The organism is Streptomyces sp. NPDC003042 (assembly GCF_053591315.1).
On the sequence record NZ_JBSFTP010000116.1, the window covers coordinates 1 to 13933 of the forward strand.

Sequence of the window (13933 nt, forward strand, 5' to 3'; positions counted from 1 at the left end):
ACCACGGATACTCGGCCGTGTCCGCTGTCGGCCCCACCGGGGCCGAGCTCCAGGTCGAGTCGCGCCTCGCCGAACGCGCCGCTCCGGGACCGGCCCCTTCACCGTGTCACCACCTCATGACGAGGCTCAGTTGTCGTACTCGTCCAGCGGCGGGCAGGAGCACACCAGGTTCCGGTCGCCGAAGGCACCGTCGATCCGGCGGACCGGCGGCCAGTACTTCTCGGCGGCCGTGACCCCGCCCGGGAAGACGGCCTCGTCACGGCTGTACGGGTGGTTCCACTCGCCGCCGAGCGCCGCCGCGGTGTGCGGGGAGTTCGCCAGCGGGTTGTCGTCCACCGGCCACTCGCCGCCCGCGACCCGCTCGATCTCGCCGCGGATGGCGATCATCGCGTCGCAGAACCGGTCGATCTCCACGAGGTCCTCGGACTCCGTCGGCTCGATCATCAGCGTGCCGGCGACCGGGAAGGACATGGTCGGCGCGTGGAAGCCGTAGTCGATCAGGCGCTTGGCGATGTCGTCCACGCTGACACCCGTCGCCTTCGACAGCGGGCGCAGGTCGATGATGCACTCGTGCGCGACCAGGTTGCCCGGCCCCGTGTAGAGCACCGGGTAGTGCGGCTCCAGGCGCTTGGCGATGTAGTTCGCGCCGAGCACCGCCACCTGGGTGGCGCGCTTGAGGCCCTCGCCGCCCATGAGGCGTACGTAGGACCAGGAGATCGGCAGGATGCCCGCCGAGCCCCACGGCGCGGCCGAGATCGGGCCGACGCCCGTCTCGGGACCGGCCGTCGGCTGGAGCGGGTGGTTGGGCAGGTACGGAGCCAGGTGCGCGCGGACACCGACCGGGCCGACGCCCGGGCCGCCGCCGCCGTGCGGGATGCAGAAGGTCTTGTGCAGGTTCAGGTGCGAGACGTCGCCGCCGAAGTGACCCGGCTTGGCCAGACCCACCAGGGCGTTCAGGTTCGCGCCGTCCACGTAGACCTGGCCGCCGGCGTCGTGCACCTGGGCGCAGATGTCGGCGACGTGCTCCTCGAACACACCGTGCGTCGAGGGGTAGGTGATCATCAGTACGGCGAGCTCGTCGCGGTACTGCTCGATCTTGGCCCGCAGGTCGTCCGCGTCCACCTCGCCGTCGTCGGCGGTCTTGACGACGACGACCTTCATGCCGGCCATCACGGCGCTGGCGGCGTTGGTGCCGTGCGCGGAGGACGGGATGAGGCAGATGGTGCGCTGCTCGTCGCCGTTCGCCCGGTGGTAGGCGCGCACGGCCAGCAGGCCGGCGAGCTCACCCTGGGAGCCGGCGTTCGGCTGGATCGAGACCTTGTCGTAGCCCGTGACCTCGCAGAGACGTTCCTCCAGCTCGGTGATGAGCGTGAGGTAGCCCTCCGCCTGCTCGACCGGGGCGAAGGGGTGCAGCTGGCCGAACTCGGGCCAGGTGACCGGCTCCATCTCGGTGGTCGCGTTGAGCTTCATGGTGCAGGAGCCCAGCGGGATCATGCCGCGGTCCAGCGCGTAGTCCTTGTCCGAGAGCTTGCGCAGGTAGCGCAGCATCGCGGTCTCGGAGCGGTGCTGGTGGAAGACCGGGTGGGCCAGGTAGTCGTCCGAGCGCAGCAGGCCCTCGGGCAGCGTCTCGGCGGTGGTCTCGTCGAGCGCCTCGATGTCGGCGCTCACGCCGAAGGCGGCCCAGACGGCCTCGATGTCGGCGCGCAGGGTCGTCTCGTCGCAGGCGGCGGAGACGAGGTCGGCGTCGATCTGGAACAGGTTGACCCCACCCTCGCGGGCGGCGGCGACGACCTCGGCGGCCTTGCCCGGCACCCGGGCCGTGATGGTGTCGAAGTACGCGCCGTGCACGACCTCGACCCCGCCGGCCGTCAGGCCCGCGGCGAGCAGCGCCGCGTAGCGGTGGGTGCGCCGGGCGATCGTGCGCAGGCCGTCCGGGCCGTGGTAGACGGCGTACATGCCGGCCATGACGGCGAGCAGCACCTGCGCGGTACAGATGTTGCTGGTGGCCTTCTCGCGGCGGATGTGCTGCTCACGGGTCTGCAGCGCCAGCCGGTACGCCTTGTTCCCGTCGGCGTCGACGGAGACGCCCACCAGGCGGCCGGGCAGCGAGCGGGCGTGCTTGGCCTGGACGGCCATGTAACCGGCGTGCGGTCCGCCGAAGCCCATGGGGACACCGAAGCGCTGGGTGGTGCCGACGGCGATGTCCGCCCCCAGTTCGCCCGGGGAGGTCAGCAGGGTCAGCGCGAGCAGGTCGGCCGAGACGGTGACGACGGCACCCAGCTCGTGCGCCTGGTCGATGACCGGCTTGATCTCCCGCACCGCGCCGGAGGCGCCCGGGTACTGCAGCAGCACGCCGAAGACACCGCGCTCGGCGATCTCCGCCGGAATGCCGTCCGACAGGTCGGCGACGACGACCTCCACGCCCGTGGGCTCGGCGCGCGTCTGGATCACCGCGATGGTCTGCGGCAGAGCGTCGGCGTCGATGAGGAAGACGCCGTTCTTGACCTTGCCCACGCGGCGGGCCAGCGACATGGCCTCGGCGGCAGCGGTGCCCTCGTCGAGCAGCGAGGCACCGGAGGTCGGCAGGCCGGTCAGGTCGGCGACGACGGTCTGGAAGTTGAGGAGCGCTTCGAGGCGGCCCTGCGAGATCTCGGGCTGGTACGGCGTGTACGCCGTGTACCAGGCCGGGTTCTCCATGACGTTGCGCAGGATCACCGGCGGCGTGAAGGTCCCGTAGTAACCGAGACCGATCATCGACGACATGACCTGGTTGCGGTCGGCGAGCGAGCGCAGCTCGGCGAGCACCTCGGCCTCGGTGCGCGCCTCGGGCAGGTTCAGCGCCTCGGTGGTCCTGATCACATCGGGCACCGCGGCGGCGGTGAGCTCGTCCAGGGAGCCGTAGCCCACGTGGGCGAGCATCTTTGCCTGCGCCTCGGCGTCCGGGCCGATGTGGCGCTGCTCGAAGGGGATGCCTCGCTCCAGCTGAGAGAGCGGAATGCGGTTGGCGGTCATGACGGAGGCCTCCTGGTCGTACGACCTGCGAGGGGCACCACGGCGCGGGCACCCGGACGGCCTCCCCCTCTGTCATCTCAACCTGAGAGCTTCACCGGGCCTCATGGGGTTGTCCCACGAGATCCGGCTTTCACCGTCGGTGAGGAGGGGAACCGGTACTGCGTCCCGGTACCCGCTCCTGCTTTCCAGAGTGGCCTCGTCGCGTGCGGTACGTATGCCTGAGAGATTCCGGGGAGGATTTGCTCCTTCGGCGCCTCCGTCGAGTTCACTCGGAGGACTCTCCCGCACAGGGTCAACAGCCATCGCCCAGCCTACCAGCGAGGATCTGGACACTCCCTCGAGTGGCCCCCTCTCCCGATATGCACTTCTGTAGTCATTACGGATGAGTTGTGCACACTGCGACCGTATGGAGGGACCGTGCAGACCGACATCGATCCGCGCAGCCTGATCGGCCGCAAGGCGTTCGACCGCAACGGCGCCAAGATCGGCACCGTAGACGAGGTCTACCTCGACGATGCCACGGGCGTTCCGGAATGGGCCGCCGTCCGGACCGGCCTCTTCGGCCGGGACGCATTCGTCCCCCTGGAGCCCAGCGAGGTCGTCGACGACACCCTGCGCGTGCCCTTCGAACGCTCCCTCATCAAGGACGCCCCCGATTTCGGCGTCGGACGCCACCTCTCCCCCGAGCAGGAGCTGCAGCTCTACCACCACTACGGCCTCGACGTGGCCCTCCCGCCCGGCTTCGACGACGCGCCGTCCCCATCCCCCGAGGAGCACCGCCGCGACGCCGACCGCCTGGCGGGCGACGCCTGAGCAGGCCCCGTGCCGGTGGCCGGGTCCTGGTTCCCGCTGCCTACGAGGGGCAGCGGATCGGAGGGCTCCAGGTCGGGGTCCTCCACTCGGAACGTGCGGACCCGGCCGGGCGGCGACCCGGGCTGCTCGAACCGTACGGTCACCCGCCCGACCCCGCTGCCCTGCACCCATCCCGGCCCGTACACCGTGTGCCGTACGTCGCTCCCGGCCGCCCAGCGCCGCTCGGGGGCCGCCTCCGGCTCTCCGGACGTCCCCTCGGCCCCGGGCGCCCCACCGGGCTCCTCAGGCCCGTCCTGCTTCTCCTTTTCCCCGACACCCTCTCCACCGGGCTCGGCGGCCTCTGCGGCCTCTGCGGCGAGCACCTGGGCGAACAGGTCCTCCTGCGTATAGTCCGCGAGCCCGGTCACCCCGACCCCCAGCAGCCGCACCCCGCCGGTGGTGTCCACCCCCTCCAGCAGCCGCGCCGCGGCCTCCCGCACCACACCCGGGTCGTCGGTCGGTCCCCGCAGGGTCTCGGAGCGGGTCAGCGTCGAGAAGTCGTACCGCCGTACCTTGAGGACGATCGTGCGCCCCGAGTGCCCGGAAGCCCGCAGCCGCCCCACACACCGGTCGGCGAGCCGCTGCACCTCGTTCCGGATCCGCACCCGGTCGTGCAGGTCCACGTCGAAGGTGTCCTCCACCGACACGGACTTCGCGTCCCGCTCCGCGACCACGGGCCGGTCGTCCAGCCCCAGGGCCATCCGGTACAGCGCGACCCCGTGCGCCCGGCCGACCATCCGGACCAGCTCGTCCTCCCCGGCCTCGGCCAGCGCCCCCACCGTGGTGATCCCGGCACGCCGCAGATGCTCCCCGGTGGCCGGCCCCACGCCGGGCAGCGTCCGCACGGACATGGGCGCGAGGAGCTCCCGCTCCGTGCCCGGCTCGATCAGCAGCAGCCCGTCCGGCTTGGCCGCCTCCGAAGCCACCTTGGCCAGCATCTTCGACCCGGCCAGCCCCACCGAGCCGCTGAGCCCCGTGGCGGCCAGGATGTCGGCCCGCAGCCGCTCCCCCGTGGCCCTGGCCCCCACCGCGTCGAAGGCCGTGCCGCCCGCCTCCAGGTCCACGAAGGCCTCGTCCAGGCTGAGCGGCTCGACCAGCGGCGACAGCTCCCGCAGCAGGCCCATCACCAGGTCGCTGACCTCCCGGTAGAGGCTGAAGCGGGGAAACAGGTAGGCGCCGTTCGGGCACAGCCTGCGCGCCTGGGCGGTCGGCATCGCCGAGTGCACCCCGAAGCGCCGGGCCTCGTACGAGGCGGTCGCGACCACGCCGCGCGGCCCGAGCCCGCCGACGATCACCGCCTTCCCGCGCAGGCTGGGCTTCGACGCCTGCTCCACGGAGGCGTAGAAGGCGTCCATGTCCAGATGCAGGATGGTCGGCGCGGCTCTCACAGCCCCGATGCTGCCTTACGTGTCTGACAATGGGCCGCCCCGAAGACGGGGCGGGGTTTCAAACGGCCCGGTTCCTGCGAGCGGCCAGCTCGTCGGTCGGGTTGTGGCCGACCACGGTCTCGCCGGTGTCCACGCGCTCCCCGTGCAGCTGCGACAGCGCGTTCTCGACGTCGCGCCAGACGACGCCCACCGCGATGCCGAAGACGCCCTGCCCGCCCTGGAGCAGGCTCACCACCTGATCCGGCGAGGTGCACTCGTACACGGTCGCGCCGTCGCTCATCAGCGTCATGCGCTCGAGGTCGGAAAGGTCCCGGTCGCGCAGGTGCCGCACGGCGGTGCGGATGTTCTGCAGCGCCACCCCGGTGTCCAGGAAGCGCTTGACGATCTTCAGGACCACCACGTCCCGGAAGCTGTACAGCCGCTGCGTGCCCGACCCGTACGCGGGTCGCACGCTGGGCTCCACCAGCCCGGTGCGCGCCCAGTAGTCGAGCTGGCGGTACGTGATGCCGGCCGCGGCGCACGCCGTCGGCCCTCGGTAGCCGACCTGCTCGGGTGCCGGGTCGTCGTTCACCGGTCCGACCTGCGTCGGCGCCGGCTGACGGTGCGCGGAACCCGCCGCAGCACCGTGCAGCGGGTACGGCCCACCGTCACTCCGCGCGGGGGTGCCCCCGGTCGTACCGTCGCCCGTGATCCTCACGCCGACCCTCCGTCCTTGACCTGCCACCTTGAAGGTAGGCAGTGACCACGGGTGCGTCAACGATCGCCACACTCGGCACGCCGAGTGATAATCACCCTGAGAGTGGTTTCCCGTACCCCATTGCGGGGAAAGGCTACTCGAATGGGCTGAAAGTTCCTGGTGGACACCTCACTGGGGGCCGGTACCGAAGTCTTCTGGCGAGATCTGGTCGAGGAACTCGCGGAACTTCTCGACCTCGTCCTCCTGCTCGTCGGGAATCGCGATTCCGGCGTCGTCCAGCACGCCGTCACTGCCATAGATCGGCGTCCCCATCCGCAGGGCCAGCGCTATGGCGTCGGAAGGCCTCGCACTCACCTCGACCCCACTGGCGAAGACAAGCTCCGCGTAGAAGACGCCCTCCCGCAGATCCGTGATCCGGACCTCGGTGAGCTCCTCACCGACCGCCTCCAGCACGTCCTTGAACAGGTCGTGCGTCAGCGGCCGGGCAGGGGCCATGCCCTGCTGGGCGAAGGCAATGGCGGTAGCCTCCCCCGGACCGATCCAGATGGGGAGGTACCGGTCGCCTCCCACTTCACGCAGGAGCACGATCGGTTGGTTGGAGGGCATTTCCACCCGGACACCCACAACGTCGAGCTCGTTCACACAGCAACCCTAGGACCTGCCCGGCCGGTTTGGGTAGTCGGGGCTCCACCACGGTCGGCGCGGTCAGTGCAAACGGACCCCGAGAGCCGTCTGCACGAGGGCCTCGTGAAGCCGTACGGACAGGCCCGCGAGCTCTTTCATCGTGGCCTCCGCATGCGCTCTGGTCTGCGGATTGCGGTGCCGGCGCAGCGGCGAGACGACCTGTTCCACCAGACCGGCCTCCCGGTCCGCGGCTGCCTTCATGGCGCGCAGGTGGCGGGGCTCGAGCCCGAATCGACCGAGATCCGCGATCAGCCGGGCCACCGTGACCGTCTCCGCGTCGAATCCGCCGCCCGGAGCTTCACAGATGAGCCCGTACGACTCCCACTCGACGAGCTGGACCTCGTCGACCTCCGCGGCGGCGATCAGCTCGGCCCGCCCGACCCGGGCGACGGTCGGCCGCTCCCGGCCGACTTCGCCGTAGACGGCGGCCGGGCTCGTGGGGTCCACGCCATCGCCGTGCGCGGTGGGCGCCGGGATACGGATCTGCTCGCCGCGGTCGAGTGCGTCGAGCTGCTCGCGGATGACCTTCAGCGGCAGGTAGTGATCACGCTGGAGGCGCAGGATGCGGCTGAGCCGCTCCACGTCCCCGGTGCTGAACTTGCGATATCCGGAGGGTGTGCGCCTGGGCTCGACGAGTCCTTCCGCCTCCAGGAAGCGGATCTTCGAGATCGTGACTTCGGGGAACTCGTCACGCAGCATGGTCAGCACCGTGCCGATGCTCACCAGCCGCCCGGCGGTGCCGGCGGTGCCGTTCTTCGCGGCACCGCCGGTCGGGGTACGCAGCATGGGACCTTCCCAGAGGGTCAGACGCCCCGCAGGCTCGCGTAGAAGACCAGCCGGTACTTGCCGATCTGCACCTCGTCGCCGTTGTGCAGGGCGACGGAGTCGATCGGCTCACGGTTCACGTACGTGCCGTTGAGACTGCCCACGTCGGAGACGGTGAAGCCGCCTTCCGGGCCCCTGCGGAACTCGACATGCCGCCGGGAGACGGTGACGTCGTCCAGGAAGATGTCGCTCTGCGGGTGCCGGCCTGCCGTGGTCAGCTCGCCGTCCAACAGGAAGCGGCTGCCGGAGTTGGGTCCGCGCCGCACGATCAGCAGAGCGGAACCGGGCGGCAGCGCTTCCACCGCGGCCTGGGCCTCGGGGGACAGCGAGGACGACGCGTGCGGTTGTCCCGACGCCTCGGCCTCGTAGGCCTCAAGGCCCGAGATCGAGATCGTGGACGTGGTCTCCGAGGCTCGCTCCGGCGTCAGACCCGCCCGCAGCGGCGCCCCGCAGTTGGAGCAGAACCGGCTCGCCGCACCGCTGCGTTGCCCGCACCTGCTGCAAATCTGCTCGGCCGACATGGACGGCTCCTCGCGCCGCGGCTGCCCCGCGGAGGCATTGGTGGCATACGGGTCCGAGGTAAACCCTCCACCCGTACTTGAGGTTGATGGTTCTCCGAAACCTATGCGTCCGGAACCGGCAGGGTCAACAGTCGACGCGCCCTGCGCGCCCGAAATGTCACCCTGGCCGGCCACCTCGTCGCGGAAGAGCGGCCGGTCGCCCTGCCCCTCCACGTCTCCATGCCCCGCGCGGTGCCGCGCGGCACCACTTTCCTCGCGGTTCTTCTTGCCGAACAACTTCTCAAACAACTTCACGGGCGATTCCCCTTGACCGAAACAGACCCGCCCGTGGGGCAGGACGAACTCTGCTTACACACACCTGCCGACCCGGACATACTTACAACGTCCGTAACCACCAGACAGTTTCCACCACGCACCGCGACTTCAGTGCGTCGACCCCCCGCAGGCGTTCGCCCGCGTGAGCCGGTCCACGTGCCACCCCGCCTCACGGTGATGACGACCGAGCGTAGTCAGGCTGCTTCGCAGCACGCAAGGCATCCACAACGATCTTCGCCGACCGCGTGACGGCGACCGTGGCCTGTTCCTTCTCCAGCGTCTGCACCACACCGCCGGGGATGTTGAGCGCCGGTTCCAGATCCTGCGGCTTGCCGATCACCCTGAACTCGTAGGGCTGTGTGATCTTCTTACCGTCGATCCCCACACCGCCGCCCTCGTCCGAGAAGTACGAGCCCGCCACGACGCGCACCCCGTTGATCTGGATCGCCTCTGCCCCGGCCGCCCGCAGCTCCTGCAAGGTGTCCAGGAGCTGGTCGGACCGCACCTGACCGCCGGCATCGGTGATCCGCAGCGTGATGCCCGGGCCCTGAGCAGCCACCGTACCGGCCAGGATGCCCAGTTGGCGCTCCTTCTCCACGGTCTGCTTGCGCGCCTCCTCGGCCTGGTTGGAGCTGCTCTCCAGCTCCTTGCGCTGGTCCTCCAGCTTCTGCTTCTCGTCCTCCAGGCGCTTGGTCCGCCCGTCCAGTTCGTCGAGGATCCGTACGAGGTCCTCCTGGCGGGCACCACGCAACGGTGCGCTGGAGTCGATGTTCGACTGCACCTGGATCGCGAGCCCCAGCCCCAGGACGAACAGCAGCAACGCGACGATCAGTTGCGCCCGGCTCGCGCGCGGCGGCCACAGCCCGGCGGCGAGGCGCTGGCGCCCGGTCTGCTCCCCCGGCGGAGTGTTGTCGGTGGTCATCGGCCTCACGCCCGGAAGACGTGCCGGCGGATGGCGGCGGCGTTGGAGAAGATCCGGATTCCGAAGACCACGACCACACCGGTCGACAGCTGCGACCCGACGCCCAGCTTGTCACCGAGGAAGACGATCAGGGCGGCCACGACCACGTTCGACAGGAACGACACCACGAAGACCTTGTCCACGAAGATGCCGTCCAGCATCGCGCGCAGCCCGCCGAACACCGCGTCCAGCGCGGCCACCACGGCGATCGGCAGATAAGGCTCCACAACAGCCGGTACTTCGGGCCGGACGAGAAGCCCGACCACCACTCCGGCCACGAGGCCCAGTACCGCGATCACGATGCACCCTTCTTCGGCTCTTCCGCTGTAGCTGTACGTACGGTCAGGCTCGACGCGGCCGGCAACCTCACCTCGTCCACGGAGGACAGGGTGGAGCGAATCCCGTAGCTCTCCCGCAGTACGTGCAGGTACTGGCCGTCCGCGGAGTCCTGGAACCTGGTGCCGAGCCGCTTCCCGTCACCCACCGCGAGGATTTCGTAGGGCGGCACCAGCGGCTTGTTGTCGACCAGTATCGCGTCACCGGCGGCCCGGATCGCCGACAGCGCCGTCAGCCGCTGCCCGTTGATCGACACGGCCTCCGCCCCGGACTGCCACAGCCCGTTCACGATGCGCTGCATGTCCCGGTCACGGAGCCGGCCGGTGTCCGAGAATCCGGAGCTCTCCCGCGGTCCGCCGCCGTCACCCGCCGAGGAACCCTTGGCGTCGTCCACCACCAATTTGACGCCCGGGCCCCGTGCCGCGGTCGCACCGGACATCAACGCCACGAGGTGGCCCTGATCGCCACCGTGCTGCCTGAGCGCCGTGCGCTGGCGGTCCGCGACCTCGGTCCGCAGCCGCTCGATGTCCCGCTCCACGCCGTCCGCGTGCTCGTCGGCCCGCTCCACGCGCTCGATCAGCTCCTGGCGCTCCTTGGCCAGCACCGGAGCCGCTATCCGCGCCTGCGCGGCGCCCAGCGTGACGACCATGGCGGCGAGCACGAGCCCGGCGGCGAGGCCCAGCTTGGCCTTGAGGGTTCGCGGCAGCCGCGCCGTACCGTCCGCCTCGCGCCGGGCCGTCGCTTCCGCATAGCCCTCGTCGAGGCTGTGGTCCATCACGTGGGTCAGCAGCGACATGGAAGCGTCCGGGCGCGCGGGCGGTGCGACCGAACTCCGGTTGTTGGGCGGCTGCGACATGCCTCACATCGTCGCATGACGGCCCCGCCCGCACCGAATGCGCCCGTCCGGCAGGCCAGGCCGGGCAACCGCCCGTACCCGGCCCACCGGACGTGGGTCCTACATGATCACGCGCCGATCAACGCCGGTCAGTGCTGTCCGCCACCGTCCACTACCGCGCCCCACTCGTCCAGCAGCGCCTGCGCGGAGGCGTCGTCGGGGCCCTCCGCCCACAGGTGGGTGACGGCTTCCGCGGGGTCCGGCAGCACGAGCACCCACCGGCCGTCGGCCTCGACGACGCGCACGCCGTCGGTGGTGTCCACCTGCCGGTCGCCGGCCGCCTCCACGACCCGCCGCATGACGAGCCCCTTCACCGCCCACGGCGTCGGAACGTCCCGCTTGAGCACGTGCGCCCGGGGGATGCGCGCGTCGATCTGGCTCAGAGTGAGCTGCGTCCGCGCCACCAGCCCGATCAGCTGCACGAAGGCCGCCGACCCGTCGAAGACGCTGCTGAACTCCGGGACGATGAACCCGCCCCGGCCGTCCCCGCCGAAGATCGTGCTCTCCGCCCGGCCCACCCGGGTCAGGTCGTCGGGCGAGGTCGTCGTCCACTCCACCTGCGTGCCGTGGTACGCCGCCACCTGCTCGGCGACCCGCGTGGTGGTCACCGGAAGCGCCACCTTGCCGCTGCGCTTCTCGGCGGCCACCAGGTCGAGGAGCACGAGCAGCGCCCGGTCGTCCTCGATGATCCGCCCGCGCTCGTCCACCAGCGAGATCCGCTCGCCCACCGGGTCGAAGCGCACCCCGAAGGCGGCCCGCGCGGACGCGACGATCTCACCGAGCCTCACCAGACCGGCCCGCCGGGACTCCCTCGTCTCCGTCGGCCTGGACTCGTCGAGCCCGGGATTGATCGTCAGCGCGTCCACGCCGAGCCGGCCGAGCAGGCTCGGCAGCACGAGACCGGCGCTGCCGTTCGAGGCGTCCACCACGACCTTCAGGCCGGCATCGGCGATCCCGGTGGTGTCCACCCGCCGCAGCAGAGAGCCCGTGTACGAGTCGAAGACGCTCGACGGGAACTGGAGGTCACCGATCTCGCCGGGGAAGGCGCGCCGGTACTCCTGACGCGCGTACACGCGGTCCAGCTTGCGCTGCTGCGCCTGCGAGAGGTCCGCACCCCGCTCGTCGAGGAACATGATGTCCACCGAGTCGGGCACCCCGGGCGAGGTCCTGATCATGATCCCACCCGCAGCACCGCGGGCGGTCTGCTGCCGGGCCACCGGCAGCGGTACGTTCTCCAGGTCCCGTACGTTGATGGCGCTGGCCTGCAGCGCCGAGATCACTGCCCGCTTGAGCGCTCTCGCTCCTCGGGAGTGGTCACGGGCCGTGGTGACGGTCGCCCCCTTCTTCAGGGTCGTCGCGTAGGCCCCCGCGAGCTTCACGACCAGCTCGGGGGTGATCTCCACGTTCAGGATCCCGGAGACTCCGCGGGCGCCGAACAGGTGCGCCTGCCCGCGTGACTCCCAGATCACCGACGTGTTGACGAAAGCGCCCGCCTCGATCGTCTTGAACGGGTAGACGCGGACGTTGCCCTGCACAATGGATTCTTCACCGACGAGGCACTCGTCCCCGATGACGGCCCCGTCCTCGATACGGGCGGCCCGCATGATGTCGGTGTTCTTCCCGATGACGCAGCCGCGCAGATTGCTGTGGGGCCCGATGTAGACGTTGTCGTGCACGACGGCCTTGTGCAGGAAGGCGCCGCTCTTGACGACGACGTTCGACCCGACAACCGTGTGCTCGCGGATCTCCACCCCGGCCTCGACCTTGGCGTAGTCCCCGATGTACAGCGGCCCGCGCAGGACCGCGTCCGGGCTCACCTCGGCCCCTTCGGCGATCCACACGCCCGGCGAGATCTCGAAGCCGTCCATGTCGACCTGGACCTTGCCCTCGAGCACGTCGGCCTGCGCCTTGACGTAGCTCTCGTGAGTGCCCACGTCCTCCCAGTAGCCCTCGGCCACGTAGCCGTAGATCGGCCGGCCTTCCTTCATCAGCTGGGGGAAGACATCGCCGGACCAGTCGACCGAGACGTCCGCGTCGACGTAGTCGAAGATCTCCGGCTCCATCACGTAGATGCCGGTGTTGATCGTGTCCGAGAACACCTGGCCCCACGTCGGCTTCTCGAGGAAGCGCTCGACCTTCCCTTCTTCGTCCACGATGGTGATGCCGAATTCCAGCGGATTCGGCACGCGGGTCAGGCACACCGTGACCAGTGCGCCCTTCTCCTTGTGGAAACTGATCAGATCGGTGAGGTCGAAGTCGGTGAGCGCGTCGCCGGAGATGACGAGGAAGGTGTCGTCCTTCAAGGCCTCCTCGGCATTCTTCACGCTGCCGGCGGTGCCGAGTGGCTTCTCCTCGTTCGCATAGGTGAGCTCCATTCCGAGCTCCTCGCCGTCACCGAAGTAGTTCTTGACGAGTGACGCCAGGAACTGCACGGTAACCACGGTCTCGTTGAGCCCATGGCGCTTGAGCAGCCTGAGCACGTGCTCCATGATCGGCCGGTTTGCGACCGGCAGGAGCGGCTTGGGCATGCTTGAGGTCATGGGACGAAGCCGTGTGCCTTCGCCACCGGCCATCACGACGGCCTTCATGTCGGAAGAGTCCTCCTAGAGAGACGATGGTCTTGCCGACCTCACCCGTCTCGGGCGGTGACTCCGCTGTTCATCCGCGTCAGTACCCGCGCTGAGTGGGCTCAATCGGCCGTGGCATCCGCCTTGACGAGACGGCGGACCTGCACCACGTAAAGGATTCCTGCCCACCAATACAGTGTTGTACCCCAACCCGCGAACGCCCATCCGAAAATGGACGCCGCCCAGGCCAGCCAGCCCGACCCTTCACTGAGCAACAACAAGGGGAACGCGTACATCAGGTTGAAGGTGGCGGCCTTGCCGAGGAAGTTGACCTGCGGCGGCGGATAGCCGTGACGACGCAGGATCCACACCATGACCAGCAACATCGCCTCACGGGCGAGCAACGCCGCCGTGAGCCAAAGAGGCAGAATCTCGCGCCACGTGAGACCGAAGAGTGTGGTCAGGATGTACAGCCGGTCCGCGGCGGGGTCGAGCAGCCGACCCAGATTGCTGATCTGATTCCAGCGCCGCGCGAGTTTCCCGTCGAGGTAGTCACTGATCCCGCTGAGCATGAGGACGGCCAGCGCCCACCCGTCGTACCCCTCCAGGATGAGCCAGAGGAACAGCGGCACGCCGGCCAGGCGAGCCATGCTCAGGATGTTCGGAATGGTGAAAATTCGGTCAGTCTGAACCCGAGTCTCCTGGACCTCCACCCGGGGGCCTCCACTGTGACTGTAGAAATGGTCGAATCTATGCCCCTGACCCTACAGGAGTCCTCGACCGGGCCCGGAACGCAGAAAAGCCCCGCACCAATTAAGGTGCGGGGCTTTCCCACAATGATTGTTCGGCGGCGTCCTACTCTCCCACAGGGTCCCCCCTG

The 13933-nt window shown here is 69.6% G+C and carries 12 protein-coding genes and 1 riboswitch; of the genes, 1 reads left to right on the top strand and 11 read right to left on the bottom strand.

Going from position 1 to position 13933, the window contains the following annotated elements; all coding sequences use genetic code 11:
• Positions 1 to 126: 126 nt before the first annotated feature.
• Positions 127 to 3012, bottom strand: coding sequence for an aminomethyl-transferring glycine dehydrogenase (gcvP, locus tag ACWDYJ_RS33820; RefSeq protein WP_451569437.1), 2886 nt, complete (start codon positions 3010 to 3012; stop codon positions 127 to 129).
• Between the two features lie 196 nt (positions 3013 to 3208).
• Positions 3209 to 3307: riboswitch (glycine riboswitch) on the bottom strand.
• Between the two features lie 122 nt (positions 3308 to 3429).
• Between gcvP and ACWDYJ_RS33825 the strand changes: the two genes are divergently transcribed.
• Positions 3430 to 3825 (top strand): PRC-barrel domain-containing protein, encoded by a 396-nt coding sequence (locus tag ACWDYJ_RS33825; protein WP_451569438.1) that lies wholly within the window; start codon positions 3430 to 3432, stop codon positions 3823 to 3825.
• On the opposite strand, the gene ACWDYJ_RS33830 is transcribed toward ACWDYJ_RS33825, so the two are convergent.
• The 10 genes from ACWDYJ_RS33830 to ACWDYJ_RS33875 all read right to left on the bottom strand — a co-directional run bounded on the left by ACWDYJ_RS33830 (position 3723) and on the right by ACWDYJ_RS33875 (position 13766).
• Entirely contained in the window at positions 3723 to 5252 is a 1530-nt protein-coding gene (locus ACWDYJ_RS33830) for a DNA polymerase IV (RefSeq protein ID WP_451569439.1), read from the bottom strand. The genes ACWDYJ_RS33825 and ACWDYJ_RS33830 overlap by 103 nt on opposite strands.
• A gap of 58 nt (positions 5253 to 5310) precedes the next feature.
• Complete coding sequence (locus ACWDYJ_RS33835) at positions 5311 to 5949, bottom strand: MerR family transcriptional regulator (RefSeq protein WP_451569440.1); 639 nt, start codon at positions 5947 to 5949, stop codon at positions 5311 to 5313.
• A gap of 168 nt (positions 5950 to 6117) precedes the next feature.
• Positions 6118 to 6591, bottom strand: a complete 474-nt coding sequence (locus ACWDYJ_RS33840) for a bifunctional nuclease family protein (protein WP_451569441.1) — start codon at positions 6589 to 6591, stop codon at positions 6118 to 6120.
• 63 nt (positions 6592 to 6654) lie between these two features.
• Entirely contained in the window at positions 6655 to 7419 is a 765-nt protein-coding gene (ftsR, locus tag ACWDYJ_RS33845) for a transcriptional regulator FtsR (protein ID WP_451569442.1), read from the bottom strand.
• 17 nt (positions 7420 to 7436) lie between these two features.
• The gene (locus ACWDYJ_RS33850; RefSeq protein WP_451569447.1) at positions 7437 to 8315 is read right to left on the bottom strand and encodes an FHA domain-containing protein; all 879 of its coding nucleotides are present in this window, start codon (positions 8313 to 8315) and stop codon (positions 7437 to 7439) included.
• Positions 8316 to 8463: 148 nt separating this feature from the next.
• Entirely contained in the window at positions 8464 to 9216 is a 753-nt protein-coding gene (locus ACWDYJ_RS33855; RefSeq protein ID WP_451569443.1) for a DUF881 domain-containing protein, read from the bottom strand.
• A 5-nt stretch (positions 9217 to 9221) separates the two neighbouring features.
• Positions 9222 to 9554, bottom strand: coding sequence for a small basic family protein (locus tag ACWDYJ_RS33860; protein WP_053688841.1), 333 nt, complete (start codon positions 9552 to 9554; stop codon positions 9222 to 9224).
• Positions 9551 to 10447: a DUF881 domain-containing protein gene (locus ACWDYJ_RS33865; protein ID WP_451569444.1), complete on the bottom strand. Its 897-nt coding sequence runs from the start codon at positions 10445 to 10447 to the stop codon at positions 9551 to 9553. Before ACWDYJ_RS33865 ends, ACWDYJ_RS33860 begins: the two co-directional genes overlap by 4 nt.
• Before the next feature lie 128 nt (positions 10448 to 10575).
• Positions 10576 to 13074 carry a sugar phosphate nucleotidyltransferase gene (locus tag ACWDYJ_RS33870; protein WP_451569445.1) on the bottom strand — a complete coding sequence of 833 codons (2499 nt, stop codon included), beginning with the start codon at positions 13072 to 13074 and terminating at the stop codon, positions 10576 to 10578.
• Between the two features lie 101 nt (positions 13075 to 13175).
• Positions 13176 to 13766, bottom strand: coding sequence for a CDP-alcohol phosphatidyltransferase family protein (locus ACWDYJ_RS33875; protein ID WP_451569446.1), 591 nt, complete (start codon positions 13764 to 13766; stop codon positions 13176 to 13178).
• Between the last annotated feature and the right edge of the window lie 167 nt (positions 13767 to 13933).

Excerpts from the sequence above, each read along its gene's own strand:
- ftsR (WP_451569442.1), bottom strand. The coding sequence starts at position 7,419 with ATGCTGCGTACCCCGACCGGCGGTGCCGCGAAGAACGGCACCGCCGGC.
- ACWDYJ_RS33855 (WP_451569443.1), bottom strand. The coding sequence starts at position 9,216 with ATGACCACCGACAACACTCCGCCGGGGGAGCAGACCGGGCGCCAGCGC.
- ACWDYJ_RS33865 (WP_451569444.1), bottom strand. The coding sequence starts at position 10,447 with ATGTCGCAGCCGCCCAACAACCGGAGTTCGGTCGCACCGCCCGCGCGC.
- gcvP (WP_451569437.1), bottom strand. The coding sequence starts at position 3,012 with ATGACCGCCAACCGCATTCCGCTCTCTCAGCTGGAGCGAGGCATCCCC.
- ACWDYJ_RS33870 (WP_451569445.1), bottom strand. The coding sequence starts at position 13,074 with ATGAAGGCCGTCGTGATGGCCGGTGGCGAAGGCACACGGCTTCGTCCC.